Raw genomic sequence first — 19396 nt, 5'->3', positions numbered from 1 at the left:
CGCTCCGGGTGTTTCCCGGTTGTTGCAACTGATTCGGCACCCCCACCAGAACGGTTTGGAAGCAGTTCGGGCTGTTACCGTTCCGTGACCTGAGCCGTGTCCGACAGGCTCTCCGCCGCGCCGGGCGTGGCCCAGACCCGGCCGTCCGCACCGAACGCGACGACGTCCACCCCGCCGTCCGACGTCAGGCGGCGGAGGTCCTCCTCGTCTCCGGCGACGACCGCGGTGGCGAGCACGTCCGCCGTCACGATGTCGTCGGCGACCACGGTCGCCTGCACGAACGTCGGCACGGTTCGTCGCCAGATGTGGTCGCCGCGCTCCGCCGTCCCCGAGGTCGCCACCGCACGCCGGGGTGCGTCGAGCCGCACGATCCCGACGACCCGGTCCCGACGGGCCGGGTCGACGACGCCCACGCTCCACGCCTGTGCTCCGCGGTGGTGTCCGCGGACGAGCACGTCCCCACCGGCGCTCACCATCCAGTCCGCCGCGACGGTGTCGAGGACGGCACCGGCATCGCGGATCGCGAGCGCCTTCACGACCCCGGACAGGTCGATGACGCCGTCCGGCCGGTGCGGGGTGAAGGCGCCCCCGGTCCGCTCCCGCCAGTCCAGCGCGAGCGCGTACACGTCGCGCACCTGCTCCGGCGCGTCCGCGAGCCGCAGCGAACCGGCGGCGATGCGGCTGAGCACCGAGGCAGGGTCGTACAGGCTGTACCGGCGGTCGTAGCCGGCGAACACCGCGCGCACCGCTGCCACGGTCTCCGGGGCGGCACCCCGGAGGCTCACGACCGTGCCCATGGTCTCGAAGGTGGCGACGGTCACAGGCCGGCCTGGTCGATCGCGGACTGCAGCGACGTCGTGTAGCCGGTGCTCGTGAAGGTCGCGCCGCTGACCGCCTGGATCTGTGCGGACTGTGCCTGCAGGGCCTCCTGGCGGAGGATCGGGGCCGCCTGCTGGCTGATCTGCACCGAGCGGCCGTCGCTGTTCGTGAGCTGGAGCGCCGTCACGTCGGTGATCTTCCCGTCGGCCACCGTGATCTGCACCTGCACGGGCCCGTACCGGGTCTGTGCGGTCTCCCCCGTGAAGGTGCCGGACACGGTGGACCCGGAGGCGCCACCGCCGGAGCTCGTGCTCCCGCTCGTGCTGCTGCCGGTCCCACTGCTGCCGGCGACGCTCCCCTCCGACGCCGCGCTCTGCTGGGTCGACGCCGTGACCGCTGGTTGCGCGCCGAGCTGCCACCCGACGACGAGGACGGCGACCGACGAGACGATCCCGCCGGCGATGACGCGTGCTCTCACGACTCGAACCTCTCCTGGTGGATCTGGTGCTCCGGGACACCCGCGGACCGTGCTTCGCGCACGACCAGGTCGGACCACGCCCGCGGCCCGCACACGTACAGGTCGGACTCGAGCAGTCGCGGGAACACGGAACGCAGCGTGACACCACGCCGGACGTCGTCCTCGGTCATCCAACTGTCGACGGAGCGTGCACGGTGTCCGACCATGGCGAAGAGGCGGCTGCCGGTCGCTGCGGCGAGGTCGGCCGTCTCGCGCCAGAGGTACTGCTGCTCGGCGTCCGTCCCGCGCAGCAGCACGGTGGCCTCGCCCGGACGCAGGTCGGTGTCCTCGAGCAGCGACCGCACGGGGGTGATCCCGATCCCGGACGCGACGAGCGCGAGGTACGGGGCGGTCCTCGCCCGACTGGTGAACAGGCCGTAGGGACCCTCGAGCGAGACGAACGCGCCGGGGGTGATCCGGCCGAGTCGAGCGGAGCCGGCGCCGAGGTCGCGCACCGTGATCCGTGCCCGGTCCCGGTCGGGGACCGCCGAGAACGACACCGGGTGTGCGTGCCACCACGTCCTGGCCGTCCAGAACCGCCAGACCCCGTACTGCCCGCCCCGGGCACCGAGGCGGTCGAGGTCGCGCCCGGCAAGGTGGATCGACACGACGCCCGGGGCGATCGGCTCGACGCCGACGACGCGGATGCGGTGCCGGAAGGTCACCACCAGCGGCAGCACGAACCGGTACAGGGCGACGAGGCCGAGCGCGACGACGTACGCGGCGATCCAGTAGACCCGCTGCCAGGTGCCGTGGGCCAGCACGCTGCCGACGCTGAGCATGTGCGGCAGGGCCACGAGCACCGCCGCGTAGCTGAGCAGGTGGATGACGTGCCACGCCTCGTACGGCAGCCGACGACGCACCGCGACGAGCGACGACACGACCACGGCGACGAAGAGCGCGAGGCCGAGGTAGGCGAGGGGCATGTCGGGCGTGGAGAACAGCGCGATCGTCTCCGCGATCGGTCCGGTCCCGGCCGAGGCGCCGTAGCCGAGGGTCAGCAGGAGCCCGTGTGCGAGCAGCAGGTACAGCACCGGCTTGCCGAGGGACCGGTGGACGGCGATGGCGTTGTCCTGCCCGAACGTCCGGTCGATGAGCGGCACCCGCGCCGCGAGCACGAGCATGACGAGCACGAGGTCGGTCGCGACGAGTCCGGCGACGATCCCGGCGTCGGTGAGCCAGCCGCCGGTGCCCGTCACCGTGTGCGAGCCGGGCGAGGCGAGCCAGAGCGCGACCGCGAAGGCGGCGGACGCCCACGCGACCACCGCGAGGAGGTCGGTCGTCGCACGGCGTCGCCGTCCGGCACGTCCGCGTCGTCGGACCGCGTCGTCGAAGGACTCGGACGGCGGGACGTCGGCGTGCGGTCGACCGGGGTCGAGGCGGCTGGATCCGGTGCGGTGCGTGGGGCGAGCGGTGTCGGTCATCGTCGCGTTCCTCTCCAGCGTGTGATCGGGTGACTCACAGCATCAGGACCGGCCCTGTGGAGGAACCCGGAACGGGACGTGGGCTTCGTTCGAGATCTCGAACGATCACCGCCGCGGCAGGACCACCGACGCGACCGCCCCGCCGTCCGCACCGTTCCGGAGCGATGCCGTCCCACCGGCTCGCTCGGCGATCCCGCGCACGAGTGCGAGTCCCAACCCGCTGCCCCCGAGTCCTGCGCGCCGTGCGGGGTCTGCCCGGGCGAACCGTTCGAACGCCTGCGGCAGGAACTCCTCGGGCACACCGCGACCGTCGTCGACGACCCGCAGCGCCAGCGCGTGCGACACGTCCTGCTCGAGGTCGACGCGGATCGCTCCCCCGTCGTCCCCGGCCGCCACGGCGTTCGCGACCAGGTTGTCGACGACCCGTGCGAAGGCGCCCGCGTCCAGCCCGTACCGCGCGTCCGGAGCCGCGACCGCGACGGCGAAGTCGATGTCCCGGTGGACCGCACCGCCGAGCGCACGGGCGCGGTCGACGGCGCCCATCAGTTCGGTCACGAGTTCCGCCGCCGACGTCGTCGGCGCAGGACCGGCCTCGTCGAGTCGACTCAGCTCGAGCAGCGTGTTCGCGAGCGCGACGAGCCGGGCGGCGTCGCCCTCGGCGCCCCGCAACTCGTGTTCGAGCGCTTCGGCATCGCCGGACGACCGGTGCGCCAGCTCGAGCCGAGCGGTCAGGGCGGCGAGCGGTGTCCGGAGCTCGTGGCTGGCGTCCGACACCATCCGTCGCTCGCGCTCCGCATTCCCGCGCTGCCGGTCGATGAACGCGTTCAGGGTGCGGGCGAGCGCGGCGAGCTCGTCGTCCGACGGTCCGACGGGCAGGTGCCCGTCGGTGTCGCCCGCACTCAGCGCCTCGGCGGTCCGACGCATCCGGCCCACCGGCCGGAGCGCCAGCGTCGAGAGCAACCAGGCGGTCGCGCCGAACGCGACGAGCGCGAGGAGGGTCCCGACGACGAGCGACCGGTCGACCCGGGCGAGCGTCTCCTGCCCCGCACGGCCGTCGTGCGCCGCCCAGACGACGTACGACCCGGAGTCGTTCGTGACCGGTTGCCCGACGACCGTGACGAGCCGCTGCCCGGTGTGGAGTCGGAGCGTGACGTCGTCGTCCGGGACACCGTCCGGCACCGCGGCCCGCACGTCGCGCGGCAACGAGTCGACCACCCACCGTCCCGCCGCGGACCGGATCCCGACCAGGACGTCCTCGGCCGGCCGGTCCGGCGGTTCGTCGGGGTTGTGCCGGAGGTCGGAGACGAACGGCGCAGCGTCCCCGGCAGCGAGGGACTCGTCGGTGGCGGCGGTCGCGCGCTCGATCTGGTCGTGCAGCACGATCGCGATCCCGGTGAGCACCACGGCACCCACGACGAGGCTGCCGAGCGTGATGCGGGCGCTGATGGACAGGCGTCGCAGGAACCTCACGGCGCCGACACGACCTCGAGTGCGTAGCCGACGCCGCGGACCGTCCGGATCACCAGGTCGGCGTCGGCTGCCTGCAGCTTCTTCCGGACGTAGCTCACGTACTGGTCGACGATCGTCGGGTCGAAGTGCTCGGCGCTGCCCCAGACCTCCTCGAGCACCTCGGTGCGGGAGCGTGGCGCCGGAGACCCCTGGATGAGGAACCGCAGGAGCGAGAACTCCTTGACGCTCAGGGGCAGGTCGCGGCCACGCACCGAGGCCCGGACGGTGACCGTGTCCAGCCGGACCGTCCCGGCCACGACCACCGTCGCGGAACCCGCCGCCCGTCGCCGCAGGTGGGCACGGATCCGGGCGTTCAGCTCGGCGATCGCGAACGGCTTCGTCAGGTAGTCGTCGGCGCCGGAGTCGAGCCCGAACACCCGGTCGCGCCCGCGTCGCGCGCCGTCACGAGCACGACCGGGAAGTCCTCGCCCATCTCCCGGAGTCGACGGCAGACCTCGAACCCGGTCATCTCGGGCAGCATGACGTCGATGGCGGCCGCGTCGAACGCCGTCGACCGCGCGGCCACGAGCGCCGCGACCCCGTCGCCGACGAAGGTGACCTCGTGCCCTTCGCCGCGGAGACCGCGCTCCACGAGCGCACCCATCTCCGGGTCGTCCTCGACCACCAGGATCTCCGCCATGCGCCGTTCCTTCCCACGCACATCGTGCCGCATGGTGCGCGGGTTCCGCGCACGCATGGTGCGGACGCAACCGCCTGGAGGCCCGGTGCCGGCCCGTCGGACCGGCACCGGGCCTCCAGGCGGTCACCGGGACCGCACGCAGTTGTGTGCCTCCTGGGCACGGCCTGGTGGGCGGTCGGCAGGATGGACCGGACCACGCGAGCGCGTCGGTCGGAGAGGACACCGTGCCCGACGAGACCACCAGCCCCGAACTGCAGGCGATGATCGACCGCGCAGGGCGGATCACCGCCGACGAGGCAGAGTCGCTCGACACCACCTGGAAGGCCGACGAGGGCATCGTGCTGCCGGAACCGAGTGCGTCGCTCGCCATCCAGGGCGGCGCGGACGGGCGGATGGTCACGAACGCCGACCTGGTCGCAGCCTGGCAGCACGCGCTCGACGCCGCCGGTGCTGCGGGTCGGGTCGAGGAGATCGAAGCGGCGCAGCAGGCCGGACGCGCGGTGCGGCACTCGGAGGCGCACCTGCGGGACCGTGCCGGGGCCGAGGAAGCGGTCCGGTCCGCGGTGCTCGCCGCCGGGGTGCGGGACCTCGTGACGGACGACGAGTACGCCACGTTGACGCTGGCGTGGCGGAAGGTGCTCGGGGAGGGCTGACCCGGGTGCACGCCCGACGCCGACGCTCCACCAGCGCCGCCGGACGGGCGCCCGGCGGACGGCGTCCGCCGTCGCAGGCGGAACACCCTCGCCGTGACTCCCCCGGGATGCGACTCGTGCCCCGGATCGCTAGCGCTTCAGGTTCGTCAGCTCCTGCAGCACCTCGTCCGACGTCGTGATGATGCGCGCGTTCGCCTGGAACCCGCGCTGCGCCACGATCAGGTTGGTGAACTCCTGCGACAGGTCCACGTTCGACATCTCGAGCGTGCCCGATGCCAGCGAGCCGACGCCGGCCGACCCGGGGGTCCCGACCGACGCGATGCCCGAGTTCGCCGTGGCCCGGTACCCCGAGGCACCGGTCTTCTCGAGGCCGGACGGGTTCGCGAACGTCGCCAGCACGATGCGGCCGAGGGCGAGCGACGCACCGTTCGAGAAGTTCCCCGTGACGGTGCCGTCCTTCGAGATGGAGTAGCCCTGCAGCGAGCCGGCCTCGTGCCCGTTCTGTGACGAGATCGACGCCGTGTTGAGCGATGCGAAGCCGGACAGCTGCGTCATGTCGACGGTGATGCCGCCGACGGTCAGGGTGGCGCCCGAGGCGATCGAACCGTTCGCCGCGAAGGTGATCGTGCCGCTGGCGGAGGTCCCCTGCCCGTTCGACGCCGCCACGTTCCAGCCCGTGGTGGTCCGGGTGTACGCGAGCGACATGGTGTGCTTCGTGCCGTACTGGTCGTAGACGGTGGCGTCGCGGTTCAGCGTGTCGCCGACGGCGGTGTCGGACGGCAGGTTGCCGCTGACCGTCGCCGAGGTGGTGGCGGTCGCGGGTGCTGCGGCGTCGAGGGGCAGTGTGATGTCTGTGAGCTGGCCGCCGTCGTTGACGACGCCGTTCGTGGCCGAGTAGCCCTGCACGATCTTGCCGTCGGACGACACCAGGCGGCCGTTCGCGTCGAAGTCGAAGGCGCCCGCACGGGTGTAGACGGTGTCGTTGCCGAGCCGCGTGACGAAGAAGCCGTCGCCCGAGATCATCAGGTCGGTGGCCTTGCCGGTCGCCTGCGCGGAGCCCTGGGCGAAGTTCGTGGAGACACCGGCGACCTGCACCCCGAGGCCGATCTGGGCGGGGTTGGTGCCGCCGATGCCGGTCTGCGGTCCGCCGGCACCCTGGGTCATCTGCGACAGGGTGTCCTGGAAGACCGTCGACGACGACTTGAAGCCGACCGTGTTGACGTTGGCGATGTTGTTGCCCGTGACGTCCAGCATCTGCTGGTGCGAACGGAGGCCGGAGATCCCGGAGTAGAGCGAGCGGAGCATGGTGCGTCCTTTCGTGGAGGTACCGAGGGAGAAGGAGGTGTGGGAGGAACGGTCAGACGGAGGCGGGGTTCTTGATGCCGGAGATCACGTCGAGGTTGACCTCCTTCCCGTTCACGGTGACGGTGGGCACGCTGTTCGCGTACGAGACGGCTGTGGCGGTCCCGGTGACGGCGGCGCCCGTGGCGACGTCGGTGTAGCTGACCTGCTTGCCGACGAGGTTCGCGGCCGCGATGCGCATCTGCAGCGAGAAGTTCTCGTTCGCCGTCGTGGTCTGGTTCGTGATCTGCTCCATCATCGCGAGCTGCGTCTGCTGGCTGATCATCTGGTTGGTGTCCATCGGCGAAGACGGGTCCTGGTTCTGCAGCTGCGTGACGAGCAGCTTCATGAACACCTCGGAGTCCATCGTCTGCGACTTCTTCGAGGATGCGTTCGCGGCGAGGGCCGCGGCCTGTGCGGCCTGGTCCACGCTGCCGGTGATGCCGTCGATCGGCATGGTCGTTCCCTTCGGTTCTGCCTGTGCGGGCGGTCGTCGCTCAGGCGAGGACGTCGAGTCCGGCGGTGCGGACGGTGGGCGTGTGGGCGGTGCCGGGTCCGCGCGGGGTGCGCCGCGCCTCCAGGCCGGGGTCGCCGACGTCGGGACGGGGTGTCCCGGTCGGCGGTCGCTGCTCGCGGCCCGGCGCGTCGCCCGGGTGGTTCTGCGAGGAGAGGTCCATGGTCGTCGACAGGCCGGTGCCGGCCGCGTCGCGGCGGAGGTCCGGCAGGACCTGCCGCACCGCGTCGCGACCCGCGTCCGAGGCGGCGAACAGCTCGACGTGCATGCCGTGCGCGGTCACGTGCGCCCGCACGGTGACCGGGCCGAGCGTGTCGGGCGTCACCTGGACGGTCACCACGTGCTCGCCGGGCCCGGCCTGCGCGAGGGTGAACACCGGTCGGCTCAGCTGCTGGGCGAGGGGCGCGGGCGCGTTCGCGATGGCCGCCCCGGACGTCGGTGCGGGCGCGGCCGTCGGCGACGTGGTCGGGACGGCGAACGCCGTCTCGCCGCCGTGCGGGGCGGTCACGGCCTGGAGGCCCGGATCACCCTGCCCCGACGGGCCGCGGTCCGTCCCGTGTCCGGTCTGGGCGGTGCTGCCCGACGTGTCGACCGTGGGCGCGGTCGCGGCGGCGACGGCGGTGGTGACGACGGGCGTCGCGGTGTCGGCGCGGGGGCCGGCCGGGGGTGCCGTCGGCGCTGCGGGCGTCGCGGCGAGGGTTGCCGGAGCTGCCGTTGCCGTCGCGTCCCCGGGTGCGGTGGCGCCGGGCACCGTCGCCGGAGCCGCTGCGGGCGCAGGCGCGGTGGTGCCGGGTGCCGTCGCCGTCGCGGTGGTGGTCGCCGCGGACGCAGTGGTGCCGCCGGGCGCGATCGCGGCCGGGGTCGGGGTCGTGCCGGCGGACGGAGCGACCGGGCCGGGAGCGGCGGCCGGGACGGGGGTCGGTGCGGGGGCGCCCGGTGCCGGTGCCGCAGCGGTCGGTGCCGCGGCGGTCGGTGCGGGCGGGGTGACGGCCTCGGCTGCCGGCTCCGTCGCGCGCAGCGCCGCCGGACCGCTCGTCGCGGTCGACGTGCCGGTCGTCAGTGCGTTCGTCAGTGCGTTCGTCGGTGTGTTCGTCAGTGCCGTGACGCCGGTCGCGGGCTCGGTGACCGCGGTCGCCACGTCCTCCGTTGCCGCGGACGCACCGGCGACCGGCGCACCCACCGACGGCAGCGTCGTCACGACGAACGGGTTCGCCGGTGCAGCCGCGCCACCCGCGTTCCCGATCGCTCCCGCGCTCGCTCCCGCGTCCGCGGCGTCCGCCGCCGCGTCCGCCGCCGCGTCGCCGTCTTCGCGAGATCGCACTCCGGCGGCGCGAGCGTGCCCGGTTCGGCCTCCGATCGCGATCTCGCGGGCGCCCGCAGCACCCGCAGCACCCGCGGCACCCGCGGCACCCGCGGCACCGGAGGTACCCGCCGTGCCCGCGGTGTCGTCGGGCGTCCCGGCAGCGGCCATGGCGGCGCCGAACGAACCGGCGCTCCCCCGGGCTGCACCCGCGGCGGACTTCGTCGGTGCGGCGGGCGCGGGCCCGGGCACCGGCGTGGCGATCGTCATGCTCATGCTGCGCTCCCCGACTTCATGAGCGACAGGAGTGCCGCGGTCTGCAGGTCGGTGGCGCCGGACGCAGCGGACGCCCCCGTGACGGCGGGCGTCGCCGGAGCCTGCGCCGGGACGATGCGCCGGATCGTCGCGATGTCCGAGTCCTTGTACCAGTTGTCGACGATCCGGACGTCCTTGCCGGGCCGCGGCGCGTGCAGGACCTTGCCGTCACCGACGTAGATGACGATGTGCTGCTCGCCCTTCGGGATGATGAGGTCGCCGGGCTGGGCGTCCTGCAGCGAGCCGACCTCGACGCCCATCTTCGCCTGGTCGGGGACGACCCGGGGCATGGTGACACCGAGGTCCTTGAAGACCGTCTGCACGAGTCCGGAGCAGTCCATGCCGCTCGTGGTCGTGCCGCCGAAGACGTACGGAACCCCGAGGTACTTCTTCGCGTCCGCGACGACGTCGGCCCCGGTCGCGCCGCTGCCGGTGGCGACGGTGCCTGCTCCGGCGTCGACGGACGTCGCTGGGGACACCCCCGACGTTGCCGCCGACGGGGTGGCGGTGCTCGTCCCGGTCGCGGTCGCCAGAGCGTCCGCGAACGCCGACGAGTTCGCGCTGCTCGACGACGTGGTCGTCGCCGTGCCGGTCGTCCCGGAGCGCAGGGCGTCGATCTGGGTCCGGATCTCGGAGATCCGCGTGAGCACGGCGTCCACGCTCATCGGGCACCACCTTCCGCGCGGCGTCGGGCCGCGATCTCGTCGAGGGCGTTCTGTTCGGTACGGAGCTCCTCGGCGGTCTGCTGCTCCGTGTGCTGCGCCTCGAGCTTCTCCAGCCCGAGGGCGGAACGACGGGCGCCGTTGTAGTCGTCCTGCGCCCGGTCGGCGTCGGCGCGGCGGGAGCGGACGACGGCGTCGAGCTCCTCGAGCATCCCCCGGGTCGCCGCACGGGCGGCTGCCACGGCACTGAGCGTCGCGGCGTCCTGGATCGGCTGCGCGCCCTCGGCGTCGGCGAGGCTGCGGCGTGCGGCGATCCGCGCGTCGGCGGCGTCGCGGACCCGCTCGTTGGCGGTGGCGAGGGCCGCGGCGGCGCGGTCCTGTTCGGCGTGCCGGAGTCGGAGGAGCCCGGCGAGCGGGAAGCGACGGGCCATCAGGAGACCTCCAGCTGCTGCACGAGGGCGCCGAGTCGCTGCCACGAGCCGTCGGCGGTCGCGCGCTCGTCCATTCCCTGCCGGAGGAAGCGGTCGATCGCGTCCTGGTGGTCGACCGCGGCGTCCACCAGCGGGTTGGTCCCCCGCTGGTACGCGCCGACGTCGAGCAGGTCCTGCGCCGACTTCCGGGCGGCCATCACCGTCCGGAGGGTCGTCGCGGCGGCGCGCTGCTCCGGCGAGGTGACCTTGGAGGCGACGCGCGACACCGAGCCGAGGGCGTCCACCGACGGGAAGTGCCCGGTGATCGCGAGCTTGCGGTCGAGCACCACGTGGCCGTCCAGGATGCTGCGGGCGGCGTCGGCGATCGGCTCGTTGTGGTCGTCGCCGTCCACGAGCACCGTGTAGAGGCCCGTGATGCTGCCGACCCGGTCGGTGCCGGCACGCTCGAGCAGACCGGCGAGCACCGAGAACGTCGACGGCGGGTACCCCCGGGTGGCCGGCGGCTCGCCCACGGACAGGCCGATCTCCCGCTGCGCCATCGCGACGCGGGTGAGCGAGTCCATCATGAGCACGACGTCCTGGCCGGCGTCGCGGAACGACTCGGCGATCCGGGTCGCGACGAACGCCGCCCGGAGCCGCATCAACGCGGGCTCGTCGGAGGTCGACACGACGACGATGGACCGCGCGAGTCCCTCGGGCCCGAGGTCGTCCTCCAGGAACTCCCGGACCTCGCGACCACGCTCGCCGACCAGGGCGATCACGTTGACGGCGGCGTCGCTCCCCCGCGCGATCATCGACAGCAGCGAGGACTTGCCCACGCCGGACCCGGCGAACAGGCCCATGCGCTGCCCGCGGCCGACCGTGGTCAGGGTGTCGAGCACGCGCACCCCGAGCTGCATCGGTGTGTCGATGCGGGTCCGTGCCATCGCGTTCGGCGTCGCGTGGTCGAGCGGCACCCAGGAGTCGGCAGCCAGCGGACCGCGGTCGTCGATCGGCCGCCCGAGCCCGTCGAGCACCCGGCCGAACAGCCCCGTCCCGGTCGGCACGAGCACGGGCCGCCCGGTGGGACGTGCCGGGGTGCCGGCGGTGATGCCGGTGAGGCGACCGAGCGGCATGCAGCGGACGCCGGTGACGTCGGTGGCGACGACCTCGACGACGGTCTGCGGGCCGTCCTCGTGACCGACGGTGACGACCTCGCCGACGCGGGCGTCGAGCCCGGCGATCGTGAGTCCGAGGCCGACGGCGCTCGTCACCACCCCGGCCCGCTGCGGAGCAGCCTGGCGGAGCGCCTCGTCGAACCCGCGGGGACGCAGCAGCGTGGCGGTCACGACGCGACCCCCAGTGCGGTGCGTGCTCGGTCGAGCGCGGTGGCGATCCGGGCGTCGAGCAGACCGTCCGGCAGGTCGACGACGGCGTCGCCGTCGCGCAGGCCCGGATCGGCGACGACCGGTACCGGCAGGTCGAGTCCGGCGACCCGCGCCGCGTCGGCGACGCTCAGCCGCACCGCGACGGCGACGGTGCGGTCGATGGTGGCGAGGGCGCGACGGACGGTCGCCTCCGCGCCGGACGCACGCCGCGCCTCCAGGCCGACACCGGACGCGTCCGCCGGACCGTCGGCCTCCTGCCGGGAGGCACGGATCGCGTACCCGACGACGGCCTCGGCCAGGTCGAGGGCGGCGGCCGCGACGGACTGTTCCGCGGCGTCCAGGACGGGCGCCACCTGCGCGAGCATCGCGTTCGTGGCCGCGTCGAGCACGGCGATCCGGCGCGCGGTGTCGGCGCGCACCGCGGCGACCGCGGCGACGTGCTCGGCCTCGAGCCGGGCCCGGAGCGCATCCGTCTCGGCCTGCGCCTGCCGGAGGCCCGCGGCGTAGCCGGCGGCGTGTCCGCGGACGTCGGCGCTGACCGCGCGGGCGCGACCGGCGGGGTCGGCGATCACCGGGAACGCGACGCGCTGCACGGCGATGTCGGAGAGCGTGGTGTCAGTCAACGAGCTCGTCCTCCTCGGCGCGGTGGACGGTGATGACGCCCTGCGCCTCGAGTTCGCGCACGGAGCGGACGACCTCGGCGCGGGCCTCCTCGACCTGGGACACCCGGACCGGGCCCATGGCCTGCAGCTCGTCGTCGAGGAGTTCGCGGTTGCGCTCGGAGACGTTCGCGCGGATGGTCTCGACGACCGGCGCGGCGGCACCCTTCATGGCGGTCGCGAGGATCTTCGAGTCGATCCCGCGGAGCACCTGCTGGATGTCCCGCGACTCGAGCTTCACGATGTCCTCGAAGGTGAGCATCCGCGAGCGGATGTCCTCCGCCAGCTCCGGGTCACGCGCCTCGAGCCCGTCGAGCACGGCCTTCTCGGTGGCGACGTCGGACCGGTTGATGATGTCGACCAGGGGCGCGATGCCACCGACGACCTCGACGCTCTCCCGCGGGGACACGACGGCGCCCGCGCGCTGCCGGAGCACCCCGGCGACGATCCCCACGGCCTCGGGCGTCGCCGAGCCCATCGTGGCGAACGCCTGCGCGACGTCGGTGCGGACGCGCTCGTCCACGCCGGCCAGCACGGCGCTCGCCTGCGCCGGCTTGAGGTGTGCGAGCACGAGCGCGATGGTCTGCGGGAGTTCCCCCTCGAGCAGTGTGACGACCTGCCCGGGCTCGGCGTCGTCGAGGAACTCGAACGACTGCCCGGCGAGGTTCGAGGCCAACCGGTCCATCACGCCCGCGGCCCGTTCCGCGCCGAACGACGCCTCGAGCAGCCCGAGCGCGGTCTCCTTGCCGCCGCGCTTCTGCGTGCGGCCGCTCAGGGTCATCCGGTGGAACTCGGTGAGGGTCTTGTCGACGACCGTGTCCTCGACACGGCGCATCCGGACGATCTCGGCGGAGATCTCCTCCGCCTCGAGCTCGGTGAACTGCTTCATCACCTCGGCAGCCCGCTCGGTCTCCATCTGCATGAGGATGAGCGCGACCTTCTGGGCGCCGGTCAGCGCACGGTCCCCGCTGCCCGCCGCACCGGGACCGCCGGCGCTCGGGACGAGGGCGCTCACACCGACGTCCGGTCGTCGAGGAGCCCGCGGAGGAGGTCGGCGGTGCGCTTCGGGTCACGCTCGGCCAGGGCAGAGATGTCCTGACGGCGACGCTCCGCGGTGATCTCCTCGGTGGTGAGGATCTCGGTCGGCGCGTCGTCGTGCGGCATCGTCGGCAGGGCCACGGTCGGTGCGTCGCCGGCCTGCAGCGTGCTGCGGTCCGCGGCGCCGTCGACGGCGAGCGGCAGCTGGAAGGTGTCCCCGCCGAAGGCGTCGAGCTCACCGAGGTCGACCGCCTCCCGCTCCTGCTTCCGGCTGCGGCGGGCGAGGACGACCATGATCGCGATGAGCGCGAGCAGGCTGCCGACCACGATGCCCGCGGTGCGGATCGCCGACCACAGCGACTCCTGCTGGTCCGCCTTCTGCTGCTCCTCGAGCGCCCGCTTCGCGGTGTCCGCGGCGCTGGTGTCGAAGTCCATCACCGCGACGGCGACCTTGTCGCCCCGGGCGGTGTCGAGGTTCGCCGCACGGGACACCAGGTCGTTGATGCTCTGCAGGTTCGCGTTCTTGACGGTGTCGGCCTTGGCGTTCAGGGCGACGGACACCGACTGGTTCTGCAGCGCACCGGCCGGGATCTGGGTCGTCTCGGAGGTGTGGTCGACGGCGTTGTTCTTCGTCGCGGACTCGTTCGTGTACCCGTTGTCCCCGGACGTCGTGCCGCTCGAGGCGGTGCCGTTCGGGACGGCGATGTTGTCCGGCCCGAGCACACCCGTCGCGCCGCTGCCGGCGGCACCGGACCCGGAGCCGTACTGCTCGGTCGTGCTCGACTCGTTCAGGGCCACCGGGCCGGTCGTCGGGGTCGTGTACGACTCGGACGTGCGGGTGCCGGTGTTCTGGTTCATCGTCGCCGAGACCACCACGGTCGCGTTGCCCGGACCGAGCGTGGTGTCGAGCAGGTCCTGGATCTTCTTGCTCGTCGACGCGTCGTAGTCGGCCGCCTGGTCGGTGCCGCTGCCGGTCGCCCCGGTGCCGACGGCCGAGAGGGTCTGCCCCTTCGCGTCGACGACGGACACGTCGGTGGGCTGCATGCCCTCGACCGCCGCGCTCGTGAGGTGCACGATCGCCTGGACCTGGTCGGTGGTGAGCTCGGTGCCGTTCTTCGTCGCGATGAAGACGGACGCCGTCGGGTCCTTCTCCTCGGACACGAAGACGGTCTTCTCCGGGATCGCGAGCTGCACGGTGGCGGTCTGCACGCCGTCCATCGCGCCGATGGTCTTGGCGAGCTCGCCCTCCATCGCCCGCTTGTACGTGACGTCCTGCTGGAACTCCGAGCTCGTCACGCCCATCTTGTCGAGCAGCGAGTAGCCGCCCTCGTTCGACGACGGCAGCCCGTTCGACGCGGCCTTGAGGCGCTCCGAGTACACCGAGCCCTGCGGCACGAGGATCGTCGCGCCGCCGTCGGTGAGCTGGTACGGCACCCCGTCGGTCTGGAGCTGGTCGGTGACGCTCGCCGCGTCGGTCGCGGCCAGACCGGTGAACAGCGGCGCGTACGAGGCCTTGCCGAGCCAGCTCGCGAGTGCGAAGCCGCCGAGCAGGAGCGCGGCGATGACGAGGATCGCGATGGTCCGCTGGGCGGCGCTGAAGCCCTTGACGTAGGCGGCGAGACGTCCGAAGACGTTCTTGACGGCGACGGGCATCAGGCCTGCATCCTCATGATCTCGTTGAACGCGTCGACGCCCTTGTTCCGGACGGCGGAGACGAGTTCGAGGGTGACCTGCGCGCGGGTGGCGGCGATGGTCGCGTCGTGGATGTCGTCGAGGTTGCCGGTGACGGCCTTGAGCGCGAGGGTCTTCGAGTCGCTCTGCAGCTGCTGGAGCCCGTCGACGGCGTTGCCGAGGGACGCGGCGAAGCCGGCGCCGCCCGCGTCGGTGGTCGCGGACGTCCCCGTCACGGCACCGGCGCCGGTCGCGGCGTCGGTCGCCCCGGCGAACGCCCGGGTCATCGCGTTCGTGGTCACACCGTTGACGGCGTCGATGGGCATCAGTTCTTCCCGATCTGCAGTGCCGCCTCGTAGGCGGTCTTGGCACGGTCGACCACGGCGGCGTTCGCCTGGTAGCCGCGCTGGGCCATGATGAGGTCCGCCATCTGCGTGCCGAGGTCGATGTCCGGCATGCGGACGTAGCCCTCCGCGTTCGCGAGCGGGTTGTCGGGGTCGTAGGTGACCCGACCGGCGGCGCTGCCGAACGCGGCGCCCTTCACGTAGGCGCCGGACACGCCGTTGCCCTCCTGCACCTCGACGTAGCGGGCCTGGAACGCGGTGTCGTCCATCGACTTCACCGTGTTGACGTTGGCGATGTTGTCGGACACCGCGTCGAGCCACTTGCGGTGCACGGTCATGCCGGTGCTCGCGATGCCGATCGCGTCGAAGGTCGTCACGAGTTCGTCCGCATCGCCGCACGGACACTGGTGAGCTCGGAGTTCATCGCCTGCGTGGCGAACTGGTACCGGAGCACGGTGTCGACGTTGGAGAGCGTCTCCTCGTCGAGGTTGACGTTGTTGCCGTTCGTGTTCGTCGGCTCGAGGCTCCGCGCGACGGTCGGCGTGGTGCTGCCACTGCCGTCGACGATCGACTTCGCGAGGGCGTCCTCGAACTGGACCTTCTCGGCGTGGTAGTTCGGCGTGTTGATGTTCGCGATGTTGTTCGCGATCACCCGCTGGCGCATCGACAGGCCGTCGAGCGCGCTCTGCAGCGCTGCCGACGTCACGGAATCGAACACGGTGGACCCGTCCCCTCGATCTGCGCGTCACCCCCTGGTGACGACGCCGATTGGCGGTGGCCGATCCGTGGCCGAACTGGTGAGCGATCCGTGCTCAGGTGGCGCTGTCGGCCGGGCCGTGGGGCGCGTTAGGCGTCGCCCCGAACGGGGGGCGGGGGTGCGGGGGCCGGCGCGCGGGCGGGCGGGCGGAACGTGCGGACTCGTTGCGACAACACCGACGTCGTACGACATCGGTTGTGTCGCTGGTTGCGACCGCGGACAGTTGCGCCCGCGGGGTGGCGACGACACCGACGTCGTACGACATCGGATCTGTCGTTCGGGGTCGGCCCCGACCGGCCCCGACCCGCCCCGCCCGAACCGACCCCAGGCGTCAGGCCGAGGCGTCGAGGTACACGGACCCGCGCGGCTCCCGCGTCGCGTCCACCGCCCGCAGCGCCCCGAGGTGCTCGGTCGTCGCGCGGCGCTCGGCCTCCAGGGCCGCGATGCGGTCCCGCTGCGCGGCGAGCAGCCGGGAGGCACGCCCCACCAGGTCGCGCGGCACCGGTCCCAGCCCGGTCGGCGCCGACCACCCGGTGCCCGTCGCGCGGGTCAGGTCCAGTTCCAGGGTGTCGAGCACCGTCTCCCACGCGTCACGCGACACCGAGGGCTCCGCCCGTGGGGTGCTGGCCCACCGACGCGGCCGGCAGGGAGGCGGCGGCCTCGTGCCAGGACTGCCGCAACGGTTCGAGGATGCGGATGCAGTCCCGCGTCGCCTGGACGTCCCGGTGCACGTTGGCGGTGATAAGCGAGGTGGACGCGTAGTTGTAGATCGCGAGCAGTCCCTCGCCGCCGTCCCACGCGTCGATCTTCAGCGTCGACGACAGTTCGCCGACGATGGCCTGGGCGTGCAGGAGCTGCTCGCGGGCGGCGTCCCAGTCGGCGGACGTCTGGGCGGCCTCGGCGCGGTGCAGGTCGAGCAGCAGCCGGTCGTACAGCATCGTCACGAGCTGCGCCGGCGTCGCGGAGAGCACGGCCTCGTTCGTGTACTGGGCCCGGCGCTGGTCGGTGACGGAGCGGGGCTGCGCGGCCTGCCGGAAGGCGGCGGACTGGAGGTCGAAGGCGGTCATCGTGCTTCCCGTCAGCTCGACGTGGACGCCAGCTGGCTGGCGAGCCAACTGGACTGGGACTGGAGTTTGCTGAGGCTGGTCTCGAGCGAGGAGTACAGCGTCTGCAGCGAGGCCCGACGGGCGGTCAGCCGGTCGGTCCAGCTGTCGATCTGCGTGTTGAGGTCCTTCGCAACGGCCTGCTGCCCCGTGATGCTCGTGGTGATCGAGCCGTCGTACTTGTCCGACGCCGCGGTGGCGACGGCGCCGACGGCCGTGGCCACGCCGGAGAGCATCGCCTGCGTGCCCTCGGGGTCCGTCGCGAGGGCCTTCTGGAAGACGTCCGCGTCGAAGGTGAAGTCGCCGTCCTTCGTGATCACGATGCCGATCGACGACGGGGACTTGCCGTTCACGGGTGCGGACATCGTCGACGAGAGGCGCTGCACGACGTCACGCGTGGTGCTGTCGCCCTGCAGGACGCCCGCGGTGGTGGACGTGGTGCCGGTCGTCGGGCTCGTGGTGCTCGTGACGGCGGTGTTCGAGCCGTAGTAGGTCGCGATCGCGTTCATCGCGTCGACGAGGCCGGACGCCACCGCCTGGGCCTTCGTCGCGTCCTGCGCGACCGTGAGCGTGACGGGGTCCGTCGACGCCTTGGCGACCGTCACGCTCAGCCCGGGGACGAGGTCGGTGAAGGTGTTCGTGGCGCTGGTGACCGTCTGTTCGGCGGCGGTGCCGGCCCAGAGCGTCACGCTGGCGTCCTTCGCCTGCGTGACGACGGCGGCGCCGACCGCGGTGAGGACGTTCGTCGCGGTGCCGGCCGTGACCTCGTCGGCGGACCCGCGGTACACCGAGAAGGCTCCGGCCGCGCCGGTCTTCGTGGACGTCAACTGGAGTCGGTAGAGCTTCGTGCCGTCGGTGTCGGTGCCAGCGGCGACCTTCGCGGCGGTGACGCCCGCGCCCGACTTGTTGATCGCGGAGACGGCGTCGTCGAGGCTGCCGGACGAGGGCGTGACGGTGGTCGTCGTCCCGTCGGCAGCGACGAGGGTGAGCGGCTCGGCGGCCGACGACCACGTGGTCATCGCCGCGGTCACGCCGACCTGTGCGGCCGCCGTCGACCCGACCGTGAAGGTGAGTGACCCGGCGGCGGCGTTCGCCCCGGTGACCGCGGTGACACTCGGCGACGAGCTCGTTGCGGTGAAGAGGTCGAGCGACGTGGCGGCGGACGCGTCCTTGGCCTTCGTCGCGAGGGTCTGCACCAGCCCGTTGATCGTCTGCAGTGACGAGATGAACGAGTTGGTGCTGGTCAGCTTGTTCTTGAGGAGCGTCTGCGGGACGCCCTCGACGCTCATCAGCGAGTTGATGAGGTCGGTCGTCTTCAGGCCGCTGACGAGCCCGTCGATCGCGAGGCTGCTGGCCGATGACACGGACGACATCGATGGCTCCCTGCCGTCGGAGGTGGTGGTCGGGTGCGGATGACGCCGCCGCCCGGGGACCCTGAACGATCCCGGACGGCGGCGTCAGGCGTGCTAGCGCAGGAGCGAGAGGACGCCCTGCGTGCTCTGGTTCGCCTGCGCGAGCATCGACGTGCCGGCCTGGCTGAGGATGTTGTCGCGCGTGTACTTGACCATCTCCTCCGCCATGTCGACGTCGGTGATGCGCGAACCGGCAGCGGTGAGGTTCTCCTTGGCCACGTTCGTCACGTTGATGGCGTGGTCGAAGCGGTTCTGGATCGCACCGATGTTCGAACGAGCCGTCGACACGTCCTTGATCTGTGCGTCGATCGCCGTGATCGACGCCTGGGCGTCGGCCGCGGTGTCGAACTTCAGGGCCGCGACAGCGGTCGAGACCGTCGACACGTTCGCACCCGACAGGTCCACGGTGATCTGGCTGGCCGTGTCCCCGTTCGCGCCGACCTGGAAGTTCAGCTTGCCGTCGCCCGCGCTGCCGGCAGTGCCGTCGAGCAGGTTGATGCCGTTGAAGTTGGTCGACTTCGCGATGCGGCCGAGTTCCTCGCTGAGCTGCGTGACCTCGGTCTGGATCGCGGTGCGCGAGTCCGTGTTGTTCGAGTCGTTGCCGGCCTGGACGGCGAGGTCACGGACGCGCTGGAGGATGGCGTGCGTCTCGGTGAGACCGCCTTCCGCCGTCTGCACGACCGAGATGCCGTCCTGGGCGTTGCGGGCGGCGACCGTGAGGCCACCGACCTGGGACTTCAGCCCCTCGGAGATCGACAGACCGGCCGCGTCGTCGGCAGCACGGTTGATGCGGAGACCCGACGAGAGCTTCTCGAGGGACTTCGACAGGTCGTTCTGCGTCGAGTTGAGGTTCCGGTACGTGTTGAGTGCCGAGAGGTTGGTGTTGATGGACATACCCATGGTGGTTTCCTCCGTGAAAT

Annotated in this window: 23 protein-coding genes; 1 reads left to right on the top strand and 22 read right to left on the bottom strand. The window is 72.5% G+C overall.

From position 1 onward, the window contains the following. Positions 1-74: 74 nt before the first annotated feature. The 6 genes from ACRQ4B_RS10915 to ACRQ4B_RS10890 all read right to left on the bottom strand — a co-directional run bounded on the left by ACRQ4B_RS10915 (position 75) and on the right by ACRQ4B_RS10890 (position 4909). Complete coding sequence (locus ACRQ4B_RS10915; RefSeq protein WP_439691470.1) at positions 75-821, bottom strand: FAD:protein FMN transferase; 747 nt, start codon at positions 819-821, stop codon at positions 75-77. After that, entirely contained in the window at positions 818-1297 is a 480-nt protein-coding gene (locus ACRQ4B_RS10910; protein ID WP_439691469.1) for an FMN-binding protein, read from the bottom strand. The genes ACRQ4B_RS10915 and ACRQ4B_RS10910 overlap by 4 nt, the downstream gene beginning before the upstream one ends. Further along, the gene (locus ACRQ4B_RS10905; protein WP_439691468.1) at positions 1294-2760 is read right to left on the bottom strand and encodes a ferredoxin reductase family protein; all 1467 of its coding nucleotides are present in this window, start codon (positions 2758-2760) and stop codon (positions 1294-1296) included. The genes ACRQ4B_RS10910 and ACRQ4B_RS10905 overlap by 4 nt, the downstream gene beginning before the upstream one ends. 105 nt (positions 2761-2865) lie before the next feature. Beyond that, complete coding sequence (locus ACRQ4B_RS10900; protein ID WP_439691467.1) at positions 2866-4230, bottom strand: ATP-binding protein; 1365 nt, start codon at positions 4228-4230, stop codon at positions 2866-2868. Further along, positions 4227-4646 (bottom strand): winged helix-turn-helix domain-containing protein, encoded by a 420-nt coding sequence (locus ACRQ4B_RS10895; protein WP_439691466.1) that lies wholly within the window; start codon positions 4644-4646, stop codon positions 4227-4229. The genes ACRQ4B_RS10900 and ACRQ4B_RS10895 overlap by 4 nt, the downstream gene beginning before the upstream one ends. Next, positions 4610-4909: a response regulator transcription factor gene (locus ACRQ4B_RS10890; RefSeq protein WP_439691465.1), complete on the bottom strand. Its 300-nt coding sequence runs from the start codon at positions 4907-4909 to the stop codon at positions 4610-4612. The genes ACRQ4B_RS10895 and ACRQ4B_RS10890 overlap by 37 nt, the downstream gene beginning before the upstream one ends. 224 nt (positions 4910-5133) lie before the next feature. Here ACRQ4B_RS10890 and ACRQ4B_RS10885 point away from each other — a divergent pair, with 224 nt between their 5' ends. Then, positions 5134-5562 (top strand): hypothetical protein, encoded by a 429-nt coding sequence (locus tag ACRQ4B_RS10885; protein WP_439691464.1) that lies wholly within the window; start codon positions 5134-5136, stop codon positions 5560-5562. Positions 5563-5691: 129 nt separating this feature from the next. Here the strand turns inward: ACRQ4B_RS10885 and ACRQ4B_RS10880 are convergent, their stop codons facing one another. From ACRQ4B_RS10880 to ACRQ4B_RS10805, 16 genes are all read right to left on the bottom strand, one after another. After that, the gene (locus ACRQ4B_RS10880; protein WP_439691463.1) at positions 5692-6867 is read right to left on the bottom strand and encodes a flagellar hook protein FlgE; all 1176 of its coding nucleotides are present in this window, start codon (positions 6865-6867) and stop codon (positions 5692-5694) included. 52 nt (positions 6868-6919) lie between these two features. Next, entirely contained in the window at positions 6920-7360 is a 441-nt protein-coding gene (locus tag ACRQ4B_RS10875) for a flagellar hook assembly protein FlgD (RefSeq protein ID WP_439691462.1), read from the bottom strand. 40 nt (positions 7361-7400) lie between these two features. After that, positions 7401-8993: a flagellar hook-length control protein FliK gene (locus ACRQ4B_RS10870; RefSeq protein WP_439691461.1), complete on the bottom strand. Its 1593-nt coding sequence runs from the start codon at positions 8991-8993 to the stop codon at positions 7401-7403. Then, positions 8990-9697 carry a C40 family peptidase gene (locus ACRQ4B_RS10865; protein ID WP_439691460.1) on the bottom strand — a complete coding sequence of 236 codons (708 nt, stop codon included), beginning with the start codon at positions 9695-9697 and terminating at the stop codon, positions 8990-8992. Before ACRQ4B_RS10865 ends, ACRQ4B_RS10870 begins: the two co-directional genes overlap by 4 nt. Beyond that, positions 9694-10125: a flagellar FliJ family protein gene (locus tag ACRQ4B_RS10860; RefSeq protein ID WP_439691459.1), complete on the bottom strand. Its 432-nt coding sequence runs from the start codon at positions 10123-10125 to the stop codon at positions 9694-9696. The genes ACRQ4B_RS10865 and ACRQ4B_RS10860 overlap by 4 nt, the downstream gene beginning before the upstream one ends. Beyond that, entirely contained in the window at positions 10125-11453 is a 1329-nt protein-coding gene (locus tag ACRQ4B_RS10855; RefSeq protein ID WP_439691458.1) for a FliI/YscN family ATPase, read from the bottom strand. The genes ACRQ4B_RS10860 and ACRQ4B_RS10855 overlap by 1 nt, the downstream gene beginning before the upstream one ends. After that, complete coding sequence (locus ACRQ4B_RS10850; RefSeq protein ID WP_439691457.1) at positions 11450-12115, bottom strand: hypothetical protein; 666 nt, start codon at positions 12113-12115, stop codon at positions 11450-11452. Before ACRQ4B_RS10850 ends, ACRQ4B_RS10855 begins: the two co-directional genes overlap by 4 nt. Then, positions 12108-13166, bottom strand: coding sequence for a flagellar motor switch protein FliG (gene fliG / locus ACRQ4B_RS10845; RefSeq protein WP_439691456.1), 1059 nt, complete (start codon positions 13164-13166; stop codon positions 12108-12110). Before fliG ends, ACRQ4B_RS10850 begins: the two co-directional genes overlap by 8 nt. Further along, complete coding sequence (fliF, locus tag ACRQ4B_RS10840) at positions 13163-14842, bottom strand: flagellar basal-body MS-ring/collar protein FliF (protein ID WP_439691455.1); 1680 nt, start codon at positions 14840-14842, stop codon at positions 13163-13165. The genes fliG and fliF overlap by 4 nt, the downstream gene beginning before the upstream one ends. Next, positions 14842-15186: a flagellar hook-basal body complex protein FliE gene (gene fliE, locus ACRQ4B_RS10835; protein WP_439691454.1), complete on the bottom strand. Its 345-nt coding sequence runs from the start codon at positions 15184-15186 to the stop codon at positions 14842-14844. Before fliE ends, fliF begins: the two co-directional genes overlap by 1 nt. Then, the gene (locus tag ACRQ4B_RS10830; RefSeq protein WP_022907321.1) at positions 15186-15581 is read right to left on the bottom strand and encodes a flagellar basal body rod protein FlgC; all 396 of its coding nucleotides are present in this window, start codon (positions 15579-15581) and stop codon (positions 15186-15188) included. The genes fliE and ACRQ4B_RS10830 overlap by 1 nt, the downstream gene beginning before the upstream one ends. Next, positions 15578-15922, bottom strand: coding sequence for a flagellar basal body rod protein FlgB (locus tag ACRQ4B_RS10825; RefSeq protein ID WP_439691453.1), 345 nt, complete (start codon positions 15920-15922; stop codon positions 15578-15580). Before ACRQ4B_RS10825 ends, ACRQ4B_RS10830 begins: the two co-directional genes overlap by 4 nt. 370 nt (positions 15923-16292) lie before the next feature. Beyond that, complete coding sequence (locus ACRQ4B_RS10820) at positions 16293-16562, bottom strand: hypothetical protein (protein ID WP_439691452.1); 270 nt, start codon at positions 16560-16562, stop codon at positions 16293-16295. Then, complete coding sequence (gene fliS / locus ACRQ4B_RS10815) at positions 16552-17028, bottom strand: flagellar export chaperone FliS (RefSeq protein WP_439691451.1); 477 nt, start codon at positions 17026-17028, stop codon at positions 16552-16554. Before fliS ends, ACRQ4B_RS10820 begins: the two co-directional genes overlap by 11 nt. A gap of 11 nt (positions 17029-17039) precedes the next feature. Next, positions 17040-18428, bottom strand: a complete 1389-nt coding sequence (fliD, locus tag ACRQ4B_RS10810; RefSeq protein WP_439691450.1) for a flagellar filament capping protein FliD — start codon at positions 18426-18428, stop codon at positions 17040-17042. 102 nt (positions 18429-18530) lie between these two features. Next, entirely contained in the window at positions 18531-19376 is an 846-nt protein-coding gene (locus ACRQ4B_RS10805; protein ID WP_439691449.1) for a flagellin N-terminal helical domain-containing protein, read from the bottom strand. Between the last annotated feature and the right edge of the window lie 20 nt (positions 19377-19396).

It is taken from the genome of Curtobacterium sp. SP.BCo (genome assembly GCF_051903265.1).
GTDB lineage: Bacteria > Actinomycetota > Actinomycetes > Actinomycetales > Microbacteriaceae > Curtobacterium.
This window is presented reverse-complemented; position numbering and strand designations above follow the sequence as displayed.

Excerpts from the sequence above, each read along its gene's own strand:
- ACRQ4B_RS10905 (WP_439691468.1), bottom strand. The coding sequence starts at position 2,760 with ATGACCGACACCGCTCGCCCCACGCACCGCACCGGATCCAGCCGCCTC.
- ACRQ4B_RS10890 (WP_439691465.1), bottom strand. The coding sequence starts at position 4,909 with ATGGCGGAGATCCTGGTGGTCGAGGACGACCCGGAGATGGGTGCGCTC.
- ACRQ4B_RS10880 (WP_439691463.1), bottom strand. The coding sequence starts at position 6,867 with ATGCTCCGCTCGCTCTACTCCGGGATCTCCGGCCTCCGTTCGCACCAG.
- ACRQ4B_RS10875 (WP_439691462.1), bottom strand. The coding sequence starts at position 7,360 with ATGCCGATCGACGGCATCACCGGCAGCGTGGACCAGGCCGCACAGGCC.
- ACRQ4B_RS10870 (WP_439691461.1), bottom strand. The coding sequence starts at position 8,993 with ATGAGCATGACGATCGCCACGCCGGTGCCCGGGCCCGCGCCCGCCGCA.
- ACRQ4B_RS10865 (WP_439691460.1), bottom strand. The coding sequence starts at position 9,697 with ATGAGCGTGGACGCCGTGCTCACGCGGATCTCCGAGATCCGGACCCAG.
- ACRQ4B_RS10860 (WP_439691459.1), bottom strand. The coding sequence starts at position 10,125 with ATGGCCCGTCGCTTCCCGCTCGCCGGGCTCCTCCGACTCCGGCACGCC.
- fliF (WP_439691455.1), bottom strand. The coding sequence starts at position 14,842 with ATGCCCGTCGCCGTCAAGAACGTCTTCGGACGTCTCGCCGCCTACGTC.
- fliE (WP_439691454.1), bottom strand. The coding sequence starts at position 15,186 with ATGCCCATCGACGCCGTCAACGGTGTGACCACGAACGCGATGACCCGG.
- fliS (WP_439691451.1), bottom strand. The coding sequence starts at position 17,028 with ATGACCGCCTTCGACCTCCAGTCCGCCGCCTTCCGGCAGGCCGCGCAG.
- ACRQ4B_RS10805 (WP_439691449.1), bottom strand. The coding sequence starts at position 19,376 with ATGGGTATGTCCATCAACACCAACCTCTCGGCACTCAACACGTACCGG.